This window comes from Streptomyces broussonetiae (assembly GCF_009796285.1).
GTDB classification, from domain to species: Bacteria; Actinomycetota; Actinomycetes; order Streptomycetales; family Streptomycetaceae; genus Streptomyces; species Streptomyces broussonetiae.
This window is the reverse complement of the sequence record NZ_CP047020.1, coordinates 754,722-773,914: the sequence shown is the minus strand read 5'-3', so window position 1 is coordinate 773,914 and position 19,193 is coordinate 754,722. Positions and strand designations below refer to the sequence as shown.

At 69.9% G+C, this 19,193-nt stretch carries 19 protein-coding genes and 2 pseudogenes; 14 read left to right on the top strand and 7 right to left on the bottom strand.

Translation table 11 applies throughout. From position 1 onward, the window contains the following. Window positions 1-28: 28 nt before the first annotated feature. Entirely contained in the window at window positions 29-652 is a 624-nt protein-coding gene (locus GQF42_RS03740) for a TetR/AcrR family transcriptional regulator (protein WP_158917604.1), read from the bottom strand. A gap of 107 nt (window positions 653-759) precedes the next feature. Between GQF42_RS03740 and GQF42_RS03735 the strand changes: the two genes are divergently transcribed. Then, on the top strand, window positions 760-1,815 hold the full coding sequence (locus tag GQF42_RS03735; RefSeq protein ID WP_158917602.1) for an aldo/keto reductase: 1,056 nt from the start codon (window positions 760-762) through the stop codon (window positions 1,813-1,815). A 316-nt stretch (window positions 1,816-2,131) separates the two neighbouring features. Here the strand turns inward: GQF42_RS03735 and GQF42_RS03730 are convergent, their stop codons facing one another. Together GQF42_RS03730 and GQF42_RS03725 are read right to left on the bottom strand one after the other, a co-directional pair. Then, window positions 2,132-2,698 (bottom strand): cysteine hydrolase family protein, encoded by a 567-nt coding sequence (locus GQF42_RS03730; protein WP_158917600.1) that lies wholly within the window; start codon window positions 2,696-2,698, stop codon window positions 2,132-2,134. Window positions 2,699-3,009: 311 nt separating this feature from the next. Beyond that, a complete protein-coding gene (locus GQF42_RS03725) occupies window positions 3,010-3,660 on the bottom strand; it encodes a TetR/AcrR family transcriptional regulator (protein WP_158917598.1) in 651 nt (216 codons plus the stop codon). Window positions 3,661-3,786: 126 nt separating this feature from the next. Here GQF42_RS03725 and GQF42_RS03720 point away from each other — a divergent pair, with 126 nt between their 5' ends. Beyond that, window positions 3,787-4,818 (top strand): medium chain dehydrogenase/reductase family protein, encoded by a 1,032-nt coding sequence (locus GQF42_RS03720; protein WP_158917596.1) that lies wholly within the window; start codon window positions 3,787-3,789, stop codon window positions 4,816-4,818. Window positions 4,819-4,995: 177 nt separating this feature from the next. Next, window positions 4,996-5,529: a nuclear transport factor 2 family protein gene (locus GQF42_RS03715; RefSeq protein WP_158917581.1), complete on the top strand. Its 534-nt coding sequence runs from the start codon at window positions 4,996-4,998 to the stop codon at window positions 5,527-5,529. 266 nt (window positions 5,530-5,795) lie between these two features. Here GQF42_RS03715 and GQF42_RS03710 read toward each other — a convergent pair whose 3' ends face one another. Continuing rightward, window positions 5,796-6,149: a hypothetical protein gene (locus GQF42_RS03710; RefSeq protein ID WP_233273219.1), complete on the bottom strand. Its 354-nt coding sequence runs from the start codon at window positions 6,147-6,149 to the stop codon at window positions 5,796-5,798. A gap of 627 nt (window positions 6,150-6,776) precedes the next feature. Between GQF42_RS03710 and GQF42_RS03705 the strand changes: the two genes are divergently transcribed. Continuing rightward, window positions 6,777-7,535 carry an IclR family transcriptional regulator gene (locus GQF42_RS03705; protein ID WP_158917577.1) on the top strand — a complete coding sequence of 253 codons (759 nt, stop codon included), beginning with the start codon at window positions 6,777-6,779 and terminating at the stop codon, window positions 7,533-7,535. A gap of 224 nt (window positions 7,536-7,759) precedes the next feature. After that, a complete protein-coding gene (locus tag GQF42_RS03700) occupies window positions 7,760-8,806 on the top strand; it encodes a PP2C family protein-serine/threonine phosphatase (protein WP_158917575.1) in 1,047 nt (348 codons plus the stop codon). A 68-nt stretch (window positions 8,807-8,874) separates the two neighbouring features. Here GQF42_RS03700 and GQF42_RS03695 read toward each other — a convergent pair whose 3' ends face one another. Further along, a complete protein-coding gene (locus tag GQF42_RS03695) occupies window positions 8,875-9,294 on the bottom strand; it encodes an ATP-binding protein (RefSeq protein WP_158917573.1) in 420 nt (139 codons plus the stop codon). A 196-nt stretch (window positions 9,295-9,490) separates the two neighbouring features. On the opposite strand from GQF42_RS03695, the gene GQF42_RS03690 reads away from it, so the two are divergent. The 3 genes from GQF42_RS03690 to GQF42_RS44765 are packed head-to-tail and all read left to right on the top strand — an operon-like array spanning window position 9,491 to window position 12,224. Then, window positions 9,491-10,258, top strand: coding sequence for an IclR family transcriptional regulator (locus GQF42_RS03690; protein ID WP_158917571.1), 768 nt, complete (start codon window positions 9,491-9,493; stop codon window positions 10,256-10,258). Window positions 10,259-10,302: 44 nt separating this feature from the next. Further along, window positions 10,303-11,832 carry a glycerol kinase GlpK gene (glpK, locus tag GQF42_RS03685; protein ID WP_158917569.1) on the top strand — a complete coding sequence of 510 codons (1,530 nt, stop codon included), beginning with the start codon at window positions 10,303-10,305 and terminating at the stop codon, window positions 11,830-11,832. Then, on the top strand, window positions 11,790-12,224 hold the full coding sequence (locus GQF42_RS44765) for an FAD-dependent oxidoreductase (RefSeq protein WP_325100293.1): 435 nt from the start codon (window positions 11,790-11,792) through the stop codon (window positions 12,222-12,224). Before glpK ends, GQF42_RS44765 begins: the two co-directional genes overlap by 43 nt. A gap of 225 nt (window positions 12,225-12,449) precedes the next feature. Here GQF42_RS44765 and GQF42_RS03675 read toward each other — a convergent pair whose 3' ends face one another. Both GQF42_RS03675 and GQF42_RS03670 read right to left on the bottom strand, forming a co-directional pair. After that, window positions 12,450-13,316: a phenylalanine 4-monooxygenase gene (locus GQF42_RS03675; RefSeq protein ID WP_158917567.1), complete on the bottom strand. Its 867-nt coding sequence runs from the start codon at window positions 13,314-13,316 to the stop codon at window positions 12,450-12,452. Between the two features lie 359 nt (window positions 13,317-13,675). After that, window positions 13,676-14,386, bottom strand: a complete 711-nt coding sequence (locus tag GQF42_RS03670; RefSeq protein WP_158917565.1) for an alpha/beta fold hydrolase — start codon at window positions 14,384-14,386, stop codon at window positions 13,676-13,678. Window positions 14,387-14,736: 350 nt separating this feature from the next. On the opposite strand from GQF42_RS03670, the gene GQF42_RS44760 reads away from it, so the two are divergent. The 6 genes and pseudogenes from GQF42_RS44760 (at window position 14,737) to GQF42_RS03655 (ending at window position 18,837) form a co-directional block, all read left to right on the top strand. Continuing rightward, complete coding sequence (locus tag GQF42_RS44760) at window positions 14,737-14,892, top strand: DUF6131 family protein (RefSeq protein ID WP_199272563.1); 156 nt, start codon at window positions 14,737-14,739, stop codon at window positions 14,890-14,892. Between the two features lie 424 nt (window positions 14,893-15,316). Beyond that, entirely contained in the window at window positions 15,317-15,949 is a 633-nt protein-coding gene (locus GQF42_RS45580) for a DUF6228 family protein (RefSeq protein ID WP_325100292.1), read from the top strand. Window positions 15,950-15,990: 41 nt separating this feature from the next. Beyond that, window positions 15,991-16,731, top strand: a complete 741-nt coding sequence (locus tag GQF42_RS03665) for a class I SAM-dependent methyltransferase (RefSeq protein WP_158917563.1) — start codon at window positions 15,991-15,993, stop codon at window positions 16,729-16,731. Between the two features lie 165 nt (window positions 16,732-16,896). Continuing rightward, window positions 16,897-17,107, top strand: a pseudogene (locus tag GQF42_RS44755) (ISNCY family transposase); the annotation flags it as partial. Further along, window positions 17,099-17,926: pseudogene (locus tag GQF42_RS03660) on the top strand (zinc-binding dehydrogenase); the annotation flags it as partial. The pseudogenes GQF42_RS44755 and GQF42_RS03660, both read left to right, overlap by 9 nt. 389 nt (window positions 17,927-18,315) lie before the next feature. After that, window positions 18,316-18,837, top strand: coding sequence for a transglycosylase SLT domain-containing protein (locus GQF42_RS03655; RefSeq protein WP_158917547.1), 522 nt, complete (start codon window positions 18,316-18,318; stop codon window positions 18,835-18,837). Window positions 18,838-19,193 lie beyond the last annotated feature (356 nt).

The following is a 19,193-nucleotide window of genomic DNA, read 5'->3' as shown; positions in this document are numbered from 1 at the left end:
ACAGCAGTGAAGGACGCCCGGCCTCTTGTTACATGCCACGGCTGCGCAGGTACGCTCCCGCGCGTGCTGCGGCCACTGCGGCCTCGGCGGCCCGGTCGGCGGCGGCTTCGTCGAGGAGGCTGTTGGTGGTGAGGAAGCGGTAGTAGAGGGGAGCGGAGACGGCGCGGACGACTTCGTGGGTGTCGGTGTTCTCGGGTAGTTCCCCTCGGTCGACGGCCTGTTGGACACAGGGAGCCCATTCGTTGACGCGGGTGTCGTAGAAGTGGTGCAGCGCCTCGGCTGTTCTCGTGTCGCCAGTGGCGGCCGCGATGACGGCCTTGAACAGCGCGCCCTGCCGAGGGTCGGCCAAAGTGCGCTGTACGAGCCGGGCGTTGGCGGTGAGATCGCCGAGAAGGGAGCCGCTCTCTGTCCGCGGCAGTGACTGTTCCGCCATGTCGGCGAGCAGGTCGGCGACGAGGCTGGTGACGGTTCCCCAGCGGCGGTAGACGGTGGTCTTGCCGACTTCGGCGCGGCGTGCGACGTCGGTGAGGTCGAGGTGGGCGAAGCCGTGTTCGGCCAGGGCGTCCCCGGCTGCCTGCAGTACGGCTGCCCGTACCCGAGCGGTGCGTCCACCCGGGCGGACGGTTCCCGGTTCGGCGCCCATCGAACTCATAACGGGACTCCAGTTTCATTAATTGCCGACGCGTGCTACTTTCAAGCCATGCTAACGGAACCACGGGTCCGTTAGTGGGTCGAGGTGTGGAGACAAGGGGAGCAGCTATGGAATACAGGCAGCTGGGTGCGTCCGGGCTGAAGGTTCCCGCGCTGAGTTTCGGCGCCGGCACCTTCGGCGGTCAGGGACCGCTGTTCGGCGCCTGGGGTGCCACCGATGTGCGCGAGGCGCGCCGTCTGGTGGACATCTGTCTGGATGCCGGGATCACGATGTTCGACACCGCCGACGTCTACTCCGCCGGTGCGTCCGAGAAGGTGCTGGGCGAGGCGGTCAAGGGTCGCAGGGAACAGGTGATCATATCGACCAAGGCCGGTCTGCCGACGGGGGAGGGGCCTGGGGATGCGGGTTCCTCCCGGTCGCGTCTGATCACCGCGTGCGAGGACGCGTTGCGGCGGCTGGGTACGGACCGCATCGACCTGTTCCAGCTGCATGCCTTCGACGCGAGCACGCCGATCGAGGAAGTCCTGTCCACGCTCGACGATCTCGTGCGCGCGGGAAAGATCCGCTACGTAGGGGTCTCCAACTTCTCCGGCTGGCAGGCGATGAAGTCCCTGGCGATCGCGGAGAGGTACGGCCGCCCGCGCTACGTCGCACACCAGGTCCACTACTCCCTCGTCGGCCGCGACTACGAGTGGGAGTTGATGCCCCTCGGGCTCGACCAGGGTCTGGGGGCAGTGGTGTGGAGTCCGCTCGGCTGGGGGCGGCTCACCGGCAGGATCCGCCGCGGCCAGCCGCTGCCCGCCGGTAGCCGCCTGCACCGCACCGCCGAGTACGGGCCGCCGGTGGACGACGAACACCTCTATCGCGTGGTCGACGTGCTCGAGGAGATCGCGCAGGAGACCGGCAAGGCCGTCCCGCAGATCGCCATCAACTGGCTGTTGCAGCGGCCGACCGTCTCCTCCGTCATCATCGGCGCCCGCAACGAGGAGCAGCTGCGCCAGAACCTCGGAGCCGTCGGCTGGTCACTGACCCGAGACCAGATGGCGAAGCTCGACGCGGCCAGCAGCAAGCCGGCGCCCTATCCGTACTTCCCGTACGAGCGCCAGGAAGGCTTCGCCCGTCTCAACCCGCCGGTCGACTTCACGCCACCGGCTGCCGCCTGACCCTCACGAACCCGTCGAACGAGGCGATGGCAAGCTGAGGCGCATCCAGGGTCAGGACGCTTTCCCCGCTTCCGGCGACGAACCTGAGCCCGTCAGTGGCGTGGTGTCCATGTAGCGGACCTCGTAGCTGCGCTCGGTTGGTCGCCGAGGTCACCGGCCGCACCTTGGCGGCCTGCCGTGAACTGGCCCACGTCTGGAGCGTCCGCGACCCCGACAAGCTCCGTTCATGGACGCCGGGCGGTGGCGGGCGGGGCGCGGGCTGACGCGGCGTCCGTGCCCGCGCGAACGCACCCCGCGCGTGCACACCGGCAACCGTCTATTGAGGTGCGATCGTCTTGAGCCAGTCATCGACGGCGACGACATCCGCCCACTGAGGGAACAGCCGTTCCACGACGACCCGATGCGTCTCCGGGTCGGTGTCCAGGCAGGCGTCGGAGAGGACGGTGAGCCCGAAGTCCAGATCGTTCGCCTGGCACAGGGTGTACAGCACCACCGCGCTGGTGGCGATGCCGGTGAGGACGAGGCTGTCGATCCCGCGTGCTCTCAGCACGACGTCGAGATCGCTGCCGGAGAAGGCACTTGCCCGTTTCTTGGTGACCACCACCTCGCCCGGCTGGGGCGCGATCTCGGGGTGGATCTCGGTTCCTGGAGCGCCCTCGACGAAGAGGCCGTCCCGTGCGATGGCAGCTAGGGCCCTGTTGCGTGTGCCGACCTCCGGGAAGCCGGGTCGTAACGCGATGACCACGTAGATCACGGGGATGTTCGCGGCCCGGGCCCCGTCGATCGCCCTGCGCAGGCGTGGCAGGTATCCGGAGCCGGGGTCGGTGTCGGCGATGTCCACGATGGCTCGTTGGACGTCCATCACGAGAAGGGCGCTGCTCATGTCGTCTCCCGGAACGAGGTCGGTTCGGCGGTGAAACGGGGTGGGTTCTCCATGGTCGGATCCTATGCGGCCACGGACACGGTGGCGGGCCCGTCCGGGCGGGATACGACGGGCGCGGGCGCCCCGTCGGCAGTTCGTGGAACGCGTGGTCCGGCCGCCCCCTGTCACGCGACACGTACGGCAACGGTGAACGGACGAACTCGAGTGGCGCATCGGACAGTTCGGGCCTCACGTAGGTGTGTCCTGCGCCCCGGTGCCGCCGTTCGCCCGCCGCGCATCGGGCAGAGCCCTGGCAGCCGGCGGCGGTGCGGTCAGGCGGGCGTGATCGTCTCTGCCTCGGCGGTGTAGAGCTGGGCGGGGTCGAACCCCATGCCGGTGAAGTGGCCGGCGAGTTCGAGGGAGAGTACGCCGTGGAGGCGGGTCCAGAAGGTGAGGGCGCGGTGCAGCGCCGACGGCGGGGCGGGGTGCTCGGCGGTCCAGGTCCGGTGGCTGTCCAGGTGTGCCTGGAACGGCGACTGGGGCGCGGCGGGGGTTTCTCCGGCGGTGCAGGCGTCGAGGAGGACGGCCATGATCTGGGAGGCGAACCGGGTGGTGTCCTCGGGGGCCCGGTAGCCGGGCACGGGGGTGCCGTAGAGGAGGAAGTATCGCTGGGGATCCTCGAGGGCCCAGCTGCGCAGGGTGTGCGCGAGGTCGCTGAGGTCGGTGCCGGCTTCGGCGCGGGCGCGGAAGGCTCCGGCCAGGCTGCGGTAGGCGTCCCTGATGAGTTCGGTGATCAGCTCGTCGCGGTTGGAGAAGTACCGGTACAGGGCCGGGCCGCTCATGCCGATCTGCTTGGCGATGGCGTTCAGCGAGAGGGCGGAGGCCCCGGCGGCGGCGATCTGCTCCCAGGCGTGTTTCTTGATCTCCTCCCGCACCTGGGCGCGGTAGCGCTCCCGGGGAGTTGCCGTATCCGGTGTGCTCACGACCGGTTCTCCTGACTCTCTCGGCCAATTTAGTTAGAAGGTATCACGGGCGCGATTGACCATCACTGGACGTACGTGTTAGAACTTCTAACGGACGCGATACCTATTAGTGAAAGGAGGGTGGTCATGAGCAGCCACCCCTTTGTCGAGGTCGTTCTGCCGGGCGTCGTGGCCCCGGAAGGCCTGCAGGTCCGGCGCGCGGACGTGCCGCAGCCCGGTCCCGGGCAGATCGTGATCGCCATGGAGGCGACCGGGGTCTCCTTCGCCGAGCAGCAGATGCGCCGCGGGCGGTACTACGACCAGCCGCCGTTCCCGTTCGTGCCCGGCTACGACCTGGTGGGCCGGGTCCACTCGACCGGCCAGGGAGTCGACCCGGGCCTCGTGGGACGGCGGGTGGCCGCTTTGGTCAAGGTCGGAGGCTGGGCCAGTCATGTTCTGGTCGACGCGCAGGACGCGGTGGAGGTCCCCGACGGTCTGGGTGCGGCCGAGGCCGAGACCGTCGTGGTCAACGGCATCACCGCGTGGCAGATGCTGCACCGCACGGCCCGGGTGCGCGCCGGGCAGCGGATTCTCGTGCACGGCGCCGGTGGCGGCGTGGGCCTGATCCTGGTCCAGCTGGCCCGAGCAGCCGGTGTGCAGGTGATCGGTACGGCCTCGCCCCGGCACCACGACGCTCTGCGGGAGCTGGATGTCACCCCGGTCGACTACCGCACCGGAGACGTGCCGGCCCGGGTCCGCGAGCTGGCCCCCGGCGGGGTGGACGCGGTCTTCGACCACGTCGGCGGGCGCAGCGTGATCGACTCCTGGCACCTGCTGGCCCCCGGCGGCACCCTCGTCTCCTACGGCAGTGCCTCCACCCGCGACGACACCGGCTCAAAGCAGTGGCCCGTGCTGAAGATCCTTGCCCGTACGTGCCTGTGGAACACCCTCCCCAATGGCCGCAGCGCTCACTTCTACAACATCTGGGCCGGCCAGAAGTTCCACAAGGACCGCTTCCGTGCCCGGCTGCACACCGACCTCACCGAGGTCTTCACCGCTCTGGGCCGCGGCGACATCACCGCCCCCGTCGCCGCACGACTGCCGCTCACCAGCGCGGCCGAGGCGCTGCGCCTGGCGGAGTCCGGCACTGTCACCGGCAAGGTCGTCCTGACTCCCTGACTCCCTGACTCCTCGGCCTGCAAAGACCCGGACCTGGCGCAGTCCGGCCTGGTCCCGTCACGCCGGACCTCGAAACAGGTTTGCGCACCTCGAAGTCCCGCACCAACCGCCACCGCCACCGCCCCGCAGCGCCCAAGCACCTCGTAGACCATCACCCACACCCGGAGGACCGACGTCATGAGGCTCCACCCGACCCGCTTTGCGGCCGCTGTGATCTGCACCGTGGCCGCCGTCACCGCACTTGGGCCCACCGCACTTGGGCCCACCGCGCTTGGTACCGCCGCCTTCGCCGCGCAGCCCGCCGGCCGACATGTGTCCGAGGTCGTCGCCGACTGGTCCGCCGCCTGGAACGGCACCGAGCCCGCCGTGCTCGGCGCACTGTTCACCCCCGACGGCACCTACACCGACCAGGGCATAGGCGTCACCTTCCACGGCCGTCAGGAGATCGCCGGGTGGAAGGCCCGCACCGACAGTCTCATCGACAACGTCCACGTCACCGTGCACGCCACCCACCGCGACGGTTGCCACATCACCGTCGAAGGCGCCTACGCCGGTCACATCAAGGGTGCGCCGAGGCCCTTCGCCGTACCGCTGGCCACCCTGCTCGACACCGACGGCCGCCGGATCACCGCCGACCAGGACTTCTACAGCCTCAACGCCGTCCTTGCCCAGTCCGGCCTGCCGGCCGACTGGACTCCGCCCGCCCACTGACCCGGCCACATGCCTCACCCGCCGGGTCGGCGCACCGCCGGGCGCGACAGGCCGGCAAGGGCGGGCTCGACCATGACCAGCTCGGCCGGACCATGGCGTGGTGAGCGCCACGGTCCGGCGGTCCCTCCCAGTGCGCAAGGCCCCCGGGTACGGGGGGCTTCGTCGACGGCCGCAACTGCACAGACGGCCTCGTCGCAGTGCTGGGATCGCTCCCGACACGAACCCTGAGACGGGCTGGGTCGGGGATGTTTCGCGCCGGTGGTGGATCAGCGCACGTGGACGGTCCTGGCCGACGTGGTGATGTCGGCGTGGGGATGGCCACCGCGGGGACCGTCGACCCCGTAGAGCACACCGCGGAACTGTACGACGCCACGGTGTCCGGCCTTGGTCTTCGCGTCCACCTTGGCGTCCTGGGCCGCGATTTCCACGATCCGGCCGCACGCGACGGTGTGCCACGCGCCGTGCGTCCCCGCGCGTTCCTGCGCGCAGAGCTTCGCATACTGCACCGCGTCGCTGTCTCCGTGCCCAGTTATGTGGATGCTGTGGCCGACCCGGACCGTGCCCGGCGATGCGGTCAGGTCGACGCTGCCCTTGGCGAACGCCGGTGTCACCGCCAGCATGACGACGGCCGCTCCCACTGCTCCCGTTGCGACGAGCTTGGCCCCCTGACGGAGGAGGCCGGCTCGCTCAGTGGGCCCGGTGCCACTCTTCATCTCCCTGCCCTGCCCCTCGTGTTGTCCTCATCCGCGGTCCTGACTGCCGCCCTGCGTCCTGTGCCGGCGGCTGCACTTCGACCGCAGCCTGATACATCACAAGAGCGGATTCCCGTTCGGCACGTTGCCTGCCGACTATCGTATTTCGGGAAAAATTGCGTCGCGTCAACAGCCAAGAGTGTCACTGCCTGGAGGTGTTCGCACGACAGGGGGGCGGCGCAACTCCGCGACGGCGGCGGGGGGTGTTGGTCGGCTCCGGGTCGGCTGCGACGATGATGACGGCGACGCATGCGGTCCGCTTCCGGCCGCCAGAGGAATCTGTCCGCTGATCGATGATCGCCGTCGTCACTCCGGCGCCGCCCCTCCTGGGGCGCTGGTGGACGGCCGCGGTGGCGCCGCTCGTCCTTTGGGGTACCGCCCACGGCGCCGTCGCGAGGACATCGTGATGTCACCGGCATCGGGTCGGGCCGTCCGGGCGACGGCACACGGTGACCCTGCCTTGCCCGTGCCTGGCGCCCAGCGCAGTCTGGTCCTATGAGCGCTCAGGACGGCCCCACGCTCATCACGTCCGTGCAGCGGGCCTTCCGGTTGCTGGAGGCGGTGAGCGCGCACGAGAACGGCGCGCCGGCGAAACAGCTGGCACGCGAGACCGAGCTGCCCCTGGCCACCGCCTATCACCTGCTGCGCACCCTGGTGCACGACGGATACGTGCGGAAACTGCCGGACGGCGGCTTCGTCCTGGGTGACAAACTGATGTCCCTGCACTCGGCGGGCAGCACGCAGACCCTGCTCAGCCGCGTCCGCCCGGTGCTCGCAGCCCTGCGGGACGAGCTGTCCGCCGCGACCTACCTCACGTTCTACGAGGACGGCGAGATCCGGGTCGCCGAGATCGTCGACGGCCCTCGTACGCCACGGGTGGATCTCTGGGTGGGATTCGAGGACGCCGGTCACGCCACGGCCCTGGGCAAGTCCGTGCTGCGTGAGCTGGACGAGGACGCTCGTCGTGACTACCTGTCCAGGCACCACCTCGCCGATCTCACACCGCGGACGATCACCAGTGTTCCGGAGCTGCTGCGCAGAATCGAGTCGTCGCCCCTGGCGCCGGCGGTCACGGATCTGGAGGAGTACGCGCTCGGCACGGTGTGCGTGGCCATCCCGGTGTACAGCGGAGAGGTCGTCGGCTCGCTCGGTGTCTCTGTGCCGGTGGAACGGCAGAGCCAGCTGCACGAGATCCGGGGACGTCTGCTCCCGATCGCGAGCCGGGTGACCAGAAGTCTCTCGCTCACTATCTGAAAATCCGCTTCTTGTGGCTGCCCATGCCCACCCCGTTTCCTTGGTGAAACGGACATTTCGGGCGTGCATCCCGGGTAGGCGAGGACAGCGGACGACACATGACCCAAACCCTGCATCACGGTGGCGACCATATGTCGATGCGGCCGTTCACGAACCGCGTGGCCGGTGCCTGGAGGGCGCTCCGCCGGTGTGCCGATGGATACCTGGCTCCCGGCATGTGTGTGATGCCCGTGCTGGTCCTCGCCGCCGTCGTACTCGCCGACCTCGTCGGCGGGATCTGGCTGCCGCTGCTGGCGACCGGGCCCGCGCTGGCCGCCGCCACCAGCGGGCCGCGCGGTGTGCTGGGCGTCGGAGTCCTGGCCGCGGCCCTGGGCGCACTGCTGGGGCACGAGCACGGGCTGCCGGCCGGTGAGCTGGCGGCCATGCTGTCCGCCCTGCTGTCCGTCACCGCTGCCAGCAGCCTGGTCGGCGTGCTGCGTGGCCGTCGTGAACGGGTGCTCGCGGCCGTCCGTTCGGTGGCCGAGGCTGCTCAGCACGCGCTGCTCCAGCCCGTTCCGGAGGCCGTCGGTCCGTTCCAGGTGGCCGTCCGCTACAGTGCCGCGGCTGCCGAGGCCCGGATCGGCGGGGACCTCTATGCGCTGGTGCCCACCCCGCACGGAGCCAGGCTGATCGTCGGAGATGTGCGCGGCAAGGGGCTGCCCGCCGTGGGGACCGCCGCGCTCGTGCTCGGGGTGTTTCGCGAGGCCGCCTATGACGAGCCCGACCTCCTTTCCGTCGTCGGCCGGATCGAGCGGAGCCTGGCCCGCAATCTCGGCCCGGACGACTTCGTCACCGCGGTGGTCGCCGGATGTCCCCGTTCAGGGCACTTGGAGGTGGTGAACTGCGGACACGCGCCCCCGCTGCTGATATCCGCCTCCGGAGACGTCACGGCGGTGGAGCCCACTCATCCGGCCCCGCCTCTCGGGCTGCGTGCCCTTGCCGGACAGGCACCACGCCTTCAGCATCTGCCCTTCGCCGTGGGGGAGCAGCTGCTGCTCTACACCGACGGGGTCACCGAGGCCCGCGATCACGCCCGCGAGTTCTATCCGCTGGCCGCAGGTGTGGCGCGCCATGTCTCCGACGACCCGGCGCGCACGCTCGACGCGGTCCATGACGAGCTGCTGGAACACGTGGGCGGCCGGCTGCACGACGACGCCGCCCTGCTCCTGCTCCGCAGGCAGGCTGCGGACAGGCAGGTTCCCGCGCTGCCCCGGACGGAGATCGGACTCTAGCCCCGGACGGAGATCGCACTCCGGCTCCGAACGGAGGCCGCGCTCCAGGCCCGGGAGGGAGGCAGTGCTCAGCTCGTTGCGAGATCGGCCCACCGAGTGATCCCACCGGGGTCGACGCGTATGCCATGACGAGCCGCGAGCGCATGGACGATCGTCTCGCCCCTGCCGTGCTCGTCCGGGTCGATCCCGGTACAGGGCCGTCTCGCCGGGAGCGCGGGTCCCGTGTCCGTGACCTCGACGCTCACGACGCGGGCACTGGGCACCCAGGACAGCCGCAGTACGGCCGGCGGGCAGGCGTGGATGATCGCGTTGGTGACCAGCTCGGACACCACGAGGAGCACGTCGTCGACGATTCCCGGCGGCACGTTCCAGTCGGCCAGGACCGCCGCCGCACTGCGTCGTACGGCCGAGACGGCGCCGGCGACGGGCGGGATCGGACACATGTGTTCGTATGCCGCCCGAAGCAGCGTGTTGAGCTGTGCCGCCATGGTGTCTCCCCGGTGAGGTGTGCGGCCGGTCCGGCGTCATGTATCCGCGCATACCGGCTGCGAAGCAAGCTACGGAGACAAATCGGGCAGGTCAATGAACGGCGGTCGGCATTACCGAACGGGGAACTCTTCCACGGCTCCGCAGGGGCGCTCCGCCTGTACGGCGAAGCGTCCGTGGCGGTAATAGGCTCGCTTCATGACCGGCCCAGTCCAGTCGATCGAGCGGGCGGCGGCGATCCTGCGCCTGCTCGCCGGTGGGCCTCGCCGCCTGGGGCTCGGCGAGGTCGCTGCCTCGCTGGGACTGGCCAAGGGCACCGCCCACGGCATTCTGCGCACCCTCCAGCATGTGGACTTCGTGGAGCAGGACGCGGCGACCGGGAAATACCAGCTCGGAGCCGCCCTCCTGCACCTCGGCACCAGTTACCTGGACGTCAACGAACTGCGCTCGCGCTCCCTCAACTGGGCCGACGCGCTCGCCGCCCGCAGCGGAGAGGCGGTTCGCCTGGGAACACCCCTGGAGGGCAGCGTGCTCATCGTCCACCATGTGTTCCGGCCGGACGACTCCTTCCAGACGCTGGACGTGGGGTCGCTGCTGCCTCTGCACGCCTCCTCGCTGGGCAAGGTACTGCTCGCCTACGGGACCGCGACGATCGAGTCCGGCAAGCAGTCCGGGCTGGAGGCGTACACCCGGCACACCCTCGTCGATCGTGAGCAGCTCAACCGAGCGCTCGCGGAGGTCAGGGAGCTGGGCTGGGCCTCCGAGATCCAGGAAATGAGCATGGGTGAGGCCGGGCTCGCCGCGCCGATCCGGGGCCACGGCGGCCTCGTCGTCGGCGCCATCGGGTTGTCCGGGCCGGTCGAGCGGATCTGCGACAACCAGGGCCGACCACGCCCGATTCTGGTCACCCTGATCCGTGAGGCCGCGCGGACGATCTCCAGAGACCTGGGAGCCGCCCGCTGGTAGGCCAGGCCGGCTGCCCCTCGCTCCGTCGGAAGGTAGACCCGATCATGGCTGAACGGTATGTAATGTCCATCGATCAGGGCACCAACTCGACCCGATGCATTCTGTTCGACCATCGGGGGCGGCTCGTCTCGGTCGCGCAGAAGGAACATCAGCAGCACTTCCCCGAGCCCGGCCGGGTCGAGCACGACGCCGTCGAGATCTGGCAGAACCTCCGGCGCGTCGTGCCCGACGCCCTGTCCATCGCCGGTGTCGACCCAGGACAGGTCGCTGCCATCGGTGTGGCCAACCAGCGCGAGACGACCGTGCTCTGGGACCGGCGGAGCGGCACCCCCCTCGGCCGGGCGCTCGTCTGGCAGGACACCCGTACGGCACCGCTGGTCGACGAACTCAGACAGCACCCGGGCGAGGAGTTCTTCCAGCAGCGGTGCGGTCTGCCGCCGTCGACGTACTTCTCGGCACTGCGGATCCGGTGGCTGTTCGACCACGTAAAGGGGCTCCAGCGACGCGCGGAAGACGGGGAGGTGCTGTTCGGAACCATGGAGAGCTGGCTGATCTGGAACCTCACCGGAGGCCCCGACGGTGGCCTGCACATCACCGACGTCACCAACGCCAGCCGCACGATGCTGATGAACATCCGCACGCTGACCTGGGACGACGAGCTGTTGGCCTTCTTCGGAGTGCCCCGCTCCATGCTGCCCGAGATCCGGTCCTCCGCCGAGCCGTACGGCGATGCGCGCTCGATGCTGCCGGGCGTCGCCATCACGGCCGCGCTGGGTGACCAGCAGGCCGCGCTCTTCGGCCAGACCTGCTTCTCGCCCGGCGAGGCGAAGTGCACCTACGGAACGGGCAGCTTCCTGCTGCTGAACACCGGCAGCGACATCGTGCGCTCCCGGCACGGACTCCTCACCACCGTCGCCTACAAGATCGGGAACCAGCAGCCGGCCTACGCCCTGGAAGGATCGATCGCCGTCACCGGAGCACTCGTCCAGTGGTTCCGTGACCGCCTGGGCCTGATCAGCAGCGCCCCCGAGATCGAGACCCTCGCCCGGACGGTCGAGAACAACGGCGGGTGCTACATCGTCCCCGCCTTCTCAGGACTGTTCGCACCTCGCTGGCGCAGTGACGCGCGCGGGGTCATCGTCGGACTCACCTCGTACATCACCAAGGGACACCTGGCGCGTGCCGTCCTGGAGGCGACCGGCTGGCAGACGCGTGAGGTCGTCGACGCCATGAACGCCGATTCCTCGGTCGCCCTCCAGCAGCTCAAGGTGGACGGCGGCATGACCGCGGACAACCTGCTCATGCAGTTCGTGGCCGACGTACTCGACGTACCCGTGGTACGGCCCATGGTCGCCGAGACGGTCTCCCTGGGCGCTGCCTACGCGGCCGGACTCGCCGCCGGCTACTGGCCGGACCTGGAGGTGCTGCGCCGCAACTGGCACCGGGCCGGGCAGTGGCTGCCCGACATGGACCCCGAGCTGCGGGAGGCGGAGTACGAAAACTGGCAGCGAGCCGTCGAACGGTCCCTGGGGTGGGCCAGGCCTTCCCGGCCCGCCGATCCGGGTCCACCGTGACGTGGTCCGCCGGCCCGCTGAGCGGTTGTGCTCCATGCCTGCCACGGCGCGCGTTCGGGCACCGAATCGGTGCGCTGGTCGCAGAGTTGCACAGCGACCACGGAACACGCCAGCGCCGCGGAGTTCCGGTACGCCGGCTGCGCGCCGCGCACGGCCGGGTAACCGCAGCCGAACTCGGCGACGGCACCACGTGGCCCGCCGTCGTCGTTCTGGCCCTCGGCGCCACGCCCGCGACCGACTGGCTGACGGATTCGGGCCTGCCCCTGGGAGACGGAGTGGAGCGCGACGCGTACTGCCAGGCCGCACCCGGCATCTACGCCGCCGGCGACCTCGCCTCTTGGCACACCCCCCCCCGCACATCGGCACCCGCATGCGACTCGAGCACCGCATGAACGCCATTGAACGCCATGGCCGTGGCCGGCAACCTGCTCGGTGACGCCACCCCGTTCGCGCCCGTGCCCTACTTCTGGAACGACCAGTACGACATCAACGGCGGGCGTCCGACCAGGCGCGCAGAACCGGCGCGAGCTGGTACCCGAGCACCTCTACCTGCTCTGCCACGGGCCGGTGCGCCGTGACCAACCGGAGGTACGCCTACCTGGCGTATCGAGCGGCGTTTACGGCCTGCTTGCGTGGGGTGCGCTGTCGTCGTCGAGCTTTTCGAGGAAATCGGCGAGGGTGTCTGCGACTTCCCCCAGGCTGCGGGCGCTGAAGAGGACCGGCTGGTAGCCGCCGACGTCGTACGGGGTGGCGAGCATGGTGTCGATGTCGAGGCGTCGGATGCGGGACGCGTGGAGCTGGCGGATTTCTCCGTAGGAGGAGAGCAGAGCCGCACCGTACGCCTTGGGGGTTCCGTTCTCGTCGAGGACCCCGTACTCCAGGGTGAACCAGTACACGTCGCTGATCATCTGCAGGACGTCCGGGCGCTCGATGCGGTCGGCTGCCTGTCCGATCAGGCGGTAGATGTCGGCGAAGGCGGGCGAGGCCAGGTGGATCCCGTGCCCGAAGACGTCGTGGATGATGTCGGGCTCGGGGGTGAAGAGCGGAACGGCCGGGTGGCGGACGAACTGGACGGCGTGGAAGTAGCCGGCGCCCATCGAGCCGAGGAACCGTTTGTTCGCGACCACTCCGCCCGCGAGGGTGAAGTCGAAGCCCGTCAGTCGCCGCAGGTGGGGGCCGACCTCGGCGTGCTGCGGGATGTGGTCCGTGGGGATCGGGGCCTCGTCGCGGGCGTTGAGGGCGGCACGGCAGGCATGGTCGTCCTGGGCGCCGCGCAGCGCCCGGTGGACGGTGCGCCAGGTCCGCTCCTCCCGGTCGCTGTAGTCGATCGTCGGTGACGGATCGCCGACCCGGTGACCACGGGCGAGCGTGGCGATCGCGCGGCGTCGGAGCAGGTAGCCCGGATCGCTGAGCCCGGGGTGTTCAGCGGCTGCGCCGAAGCGGCCGTCGACCGCGACCGGCGTTCGCATCTGGATACCGCTCACGCACTGATCTTCCCATTACGAGAACCGCCCCACACCTCGGCGCGTGGTCAGGCAGGCGGGTGGTGGCCGTCCTGCAAGCGGCGGGTGGTGCCGCGTCGGCTGCCCGCGGGCGTGCCGTCCCGGGATCTCCCGGTCGGCTCGTTCCCGGTGGTTACAAAGGGTGCATCACCGTTCACCCCGCCCCGCAGGCGCAGGCGCAGGCGCAGGCGCAGGCTCAGGCCCTCCGGGCCCGGCAGCAGTCATGGCGTGGTGCGCGGCGTTGCGCACCCGTCGTCGCCGCGGGCTTCGTCGTCCGACCGACTCCGGTGGCCCACCACGGCATGCCGGAACACCGGACTCGGCAACGTGGGCGCCGGCGGTCAGAGCAACGGGAAGCCCCCTGCCGCGTAGCACTGCGCGGGCAAGGGGTCCTGGCGGCTCTCGGGGTCGAGGAGATGAGCGACGACGTCCGCGGCGATGCGGTGCCAGAAGCCGTGGCGGCGGAGCATTGCGTGGTCGCCGTGACGGATGACGGCCATCGCCGCCCGGGCCGCCGTGCCCTGCGCCCGGCTCACGTAGTCGGCCGAGTCGCCGGGTGAGGTGACGCGGTCGCGTTCGCCGTGCAGGGCAACGATATGGCGACCCGTCATCTGCTGCACCGGCTCGCCCGTCGGCCACCAGGGTGCCAGGCCGAGCACTGCGTACACCTGAGGGTGGCCCGCGGCGCGCAGTGCGGCCCTTGCCCCCATGGAGTGTCCGACGAGGACCGTGGGCACAGGACCTGCCAGCGCGGAGAGCCGTCGAAGCGCCTCGTAGGTGTCCGCGACCGGGTCGGCCCGGGTGCCGTTCCAGCCGCGCACTCGGTAGCGCACTTGGGCGAGCAGGACACCGCCGTGCGGCCGCGCGGCCGCGATTGCCCGGTGGAAGGGCGCCATGCGCAGCGCCGCGAGGTGCCATGGACGCGAGGGACGAAGGCTTGTCTCGCATCCGCCGTGCAGCAGTAGCACGGCGGCCCGCGGGTGTGCCGGCAGCAGCCGCGGTACGAGGGCACCCCGGGCCGCAGAAGGGAAGGGTGTGATGTCCTGGTCCACGCTGGGCGCTCCCTCTCGGTCCGGCCGTCGGCCCCGATGCAACGGGCCGTGGCACTGTGGCACTGGTGTGCCCGAGGGTGCTCTCCCGAAGCCCGGCCCCGGCACACGTCGTTCGCGATGCCCGGGCTCAAGCCCAGGACGAGGGGCTTGTGCCACGCCTGCCGACCACCGGGTGCCGTCGCCGACAATCTATCCCGGCCAAGTGCCGGTCCACACAGGCACGGCAGCGTGGGCCGCGAGCGTCCGGCGTCACTCACGATCCGTCCTCCGACTTTGTCGCTGCTGATGGATGAGGTCGTTGATTCGGGGAACCCGGGGTCAAGGACGCTGCGAACTGCAGGAGGCACATCATGATCGCCCTCGGCATCATTTTGCTGGTCATCGGTTTCCTCACGGGAATAGGGATCCTGTGGACCATCGGCATCATCCTGGCCGTGGTCGGCGTCGTCCTGTGGCTCATGGGATCCATGGGTCACGCTGTGGCCGGCCGACGTCACTATTGGTGAGCGCAGCGGCTGCTCCTGGCCCATGGGCCGTGCGGTGACGGCGTAACAGAAGGGGAAATCTGTGACGGGTGGGAACCGGGGTCCGTTGGGAAAGGGCCCCGGATTCCCCTTTGTTGCCGCCGTTTTCGTGGCGGACGGTGAAGACACCGATGATGTTGTGCTCGTGGTAAGGCCTGCCGATCCACCTGGACGGTGCCCGCGGGGATCTCCTGTGTGTCCACGAACGGGCATGGGCAACTCCTGAGATCAAGGTGTGGGCGCGGCCCCGGATTTCGCACTTCGCGCGAGCCGCGTTCACGAATCGCGATCGCTCGCACCGACCGCACGGCAGGCTGCACATCGTGTGCTCCGCCACTGGTGCCGCCCCTCCACCCTGTCGACGGGGCCGGAGCGGTGGGATCAGCGGCGCTGCGATCTCCCGCGCATGTCCGGACCGAAGTCGCCTTCAAGATCTACGGTCATGGCGGACGATCGCTGCCCAGGCGGCCACCCCCACGGCTGGCCCGCCCGGCAGCGCCGCCGGACCGACCGGTCCGGTCTCCTCACCTGTCCGAGTGATCGACTACGACCATTCCGGCACCGCTGCGGTCCGGATGGGGACCCCTGGACTCGCCTCCCGCTCCTGCCGGAGCCGACACGACCGCTCGAGGATGAACCAACGCTCGACTTCTGCATCAACGCCCGCGGGCCATGGGGAACGATCGAGACCTCGGTGCAGACCTGGGACGGCGACGGCCTCGATGCTTTCCTCGCCTCACTCGCCGATGACTCCCGAGGCCGGGAAGGGGCACGTACCTGGCACTCCCTCCGTTACGACCTGACCCTCTCAGCCCAGCACCGCCCCGACGGCCACGTCCAGCTGGCCTGGGGCATCCACGACCGGGCGCCATCCGAGCAATGGCACTTCGTGACCAACGGTGCACGCGGCAGGCGAGGACATGCGCAACCTCGCCGCCGAGATCCACACGTTCATTCATCGCGAGCGAGGCGGAGTAGGGCTCGTCCGGCGGATCATGGGCCGAGCCAGGGCCGGACCGAGGCGAGGGCCGGCCCCTAATCGTGTTGACCGCCCCCGGCGGCCAGTGCTGGAGTCGGCACGTGGACAGCATCCCCGCCAACCGGCGGCTCTGGAACCAGATCAGCAGCGCCTACCAGCACGAGCACGACCCGCAAATCGGGGCCACACCCCGGCTGTGGGGCATGTACTCCATCCCCGACGCGCACCTGCACGCCCTCGGCGACGTCGCCGGCAAGCGCGTCCTCGAACTCGGCTGCGGCGCCGGCCAGTGGTCCAGGGCGCTCGCCGCTGAGGGCGCCACCGTGGTCGGGCTCGACCTGTCCGAAGCCCAGCTCGCCGCGGCAGCTCGCGCGATGGGAGCGGCCCGCTACCCGCTGGTGCAAGGCGCCGCCGAACACCTCCCGTTCGCCGCCGACAGCTTCGACCTGGTGTTCTGCGACTACGGCGGGCTCAGCTGGGCGCCCCCGCACCTGGCCGTCCCGCAGGCGGCACGCATCCTGCGCCGGGGTGGGCGCCTGGTGTTCAACGTCGCCAGCCCATGGTTCGAAGCCTGCTACGACGAAGCCGCCAGCCGCGTGACCACGACGCTGCAGCAGGACTACTTCGGGCTGGACACCATCGCCGAAGACCAGGGCGCGACCAGCTATCAGCTCACCTACGGCGACTGGGTCAAGGTCCTACGCGGCGCAGGCCTCGTCATCGACGACCTCATCGAGCCGCGGCCCGAACTCGGAACAGCCAACGGCTACAACGAAACCGACCCGCCTGACTGGGCATACCGCTGGCCGGCGGAACTGCTCTGGGTAACCCACAAACCGTAAGTTCCGCCGCGCCGAGACATGAAGGCATCCCCTCGCCGGGCAGGCCTGGCTACTTGCCCCTGAAGAAGTCCGGGGTGGCTGTGGGGTGTCCCTTGGGGAGAGCTGGTGGGGGCCGGGATATGGCCGTCACAGTGGGTGCAGGTCTTGGTGGCCGGGGGTGGGGCGATGTTGCGTGTCGCGGGAGTAGAGGACACCTGGTGGGAGGTACGGCCGGAGCACGCGCGGCAGTTACCCGCCGAGTTGGCTCGGGTGGATGCGTTCTTGGACGACGAGCGATTCATCGCTCCCTGGCGGGCGGTGTTCGCCGAGCGGCTGGGGCGGCCGTCGGTGCCGGTGGAGACGCTGCTGCGGCTGCTGTATCTCAAGCGCCCTGGCCGCCTACGGGTTCAAGGAAGGGCACATCCTGGGCGGTGACGTGGCGGGCACTGTCGCCACGGCCGGCGACGGCGTCGACTCCGCATGGATCGGCCGTCGGGTGCGGGGCTTCACCGGCACCGGCGGGGGATACGCCGAACCGGCCGCCATACCGGTCCAAGAGATCGTTCCCCTCCCCGCGGGCCTGTCCGCCGTCGACGCCGTAACCCTCGGCAGCTCCGGAGTGGTCGCCCACTTCGGGCTCTCCCGCGCCTCTTTCACGTCTGGAGAGACCGTCCTGGTACGGGGAGCGGCCGGCAGCATCGGGATCACGACGGTGCAGCTCGCGGCCCGGGGCGGTGCCGCCGCGGTGGCGGTCACGACCTCCTCGACCGAGCGCGGCCGGCGGTTGCGCACGCTCGGAGCCACCCATGTGCTGGACCGCTCGGGCGACGGCGAGGACGCTCCGACGGGCGACGACGTCATCATCGACGTGGCAGCAGGCCCGGACATGCCCTCGTTCTTCGACCGGCTCAATCCCAACGGCCGCATGGTGGTCGTGGGAGCTGTCGCGGGCCGGCCTCCGGCGGACTCCGGCATGCGGATGATGGCGGAGTTCCACACGTCGCTCTCCTTCTCCACCTTCAGCGCCGCCGGCATCACCGTGACCGACCGTCGCGCCGTGCGGACCGAGCAGTTCGCCGCCGCCACACGAGGGGAGATCCGGACGGTGGTTCATGAGCCGCTCCCGCTGGACCGGGCCGCCGTGGCTCACCGGAAGATGGACACGGGCGAAGTCTTTGCGCGGATCGTCCTTACACCACAGTCCCGTACCTCGTAGTCCGTGCGGCCCACGGCTGTCCTTCTGGTCTCGGTCGGGTGGTGGTTGCCGCCCCTGAGGGGCTTGATCGCGTGATGTGACCCATAGGAGGCACATCACATCCGATCCGGGATCGTAGGACGGGAACGCCCTGAACAGGACACGAAAGCCGCATAGCCGACCATAACGGGCATTTCTCCGATGTGGGGTAGTACGTCACATCATTGCGCCCCGCCCGGCCGGTCGCTAAACATTGCTGTCGTCGCCGGGAGCCAGGCGATGGACACCAGCCGGAACCCCCGGCCACCTCCACCCACTCCTGCTCACGCACCAGGGCCCCCTACAGGCCCCCGCGCAGCCCCCAGCAGGGCCGGCGCCGACGATGTCCCCCAGCGGAAAGTTACTGACGCATGACCATGACCACTCGCACCGCCCGCCTGCGCACCCTCGTCGTCACCGGCCTGGCCACCACCGGCTGCGCCGCCGCCGCCATCACCCTGATGCCGGCCACCGCACAGGCCGCCGAGGCCACGCAGGCACCCACCGCCCACACGGTCAAGGCCACCGCCGGATACAGCCGCACCACCACCGCCCAGACCAGGACCGGCTCCGGCAGCAACCTCGACGGCTGGATCAAGCAGTCCCTGCAGATCATGAAGGCCAAGGGCATCCCGGGCAGCTACGAGGGCCTCAAGCGCAACATCATGCGCGAGTCCGGCGGCAACCCCGCCGCCCAGAACAACTGGGACGTCAACGCGCAGAAGGGCACCCCCTCCAAGGGCCTGCTCCAGGTCATCGACCCCACCTTCAACGCCTACCACGTCACCGGCACCGCCCACAGCGTCACCGACCCCGTCGCCAACATCACTGCAGCCGCCAACTACGCCGCCCACCGCTACGGCTCCATCGACAACGTCAACTCCGCCTACTGACCCAGGCCACCGACAGTGGCGGGGGTGCACATGATGTGCTGCGGAAGGAGCCGAAGCTCGCCTTCCGCACCTGCGCACAGCAACACATCGTCAGGTTGACCCGGGGGGCGTTCGGCAGGGCATCCCGCTCCGGGTTCGGTGTCGCGGCTGTAGGTGAGGATGGCGGCCGGGACGGCCGCCTCGGCCGAGCCGACTGAGGTGCCGGAGTGGGCGGTAGTGCTGTGGGGGCCAACCCGCCAGGCATCGCCTGAATCCAGGATCTGCACCACGCCCAGCTCTTCGTGGGGCACCGATTCCGGACTCCGGGGGTGTGGCGTCTGGTGTCCGGGGCTGGGGCGTGTTTGCTGCGTGGGTTG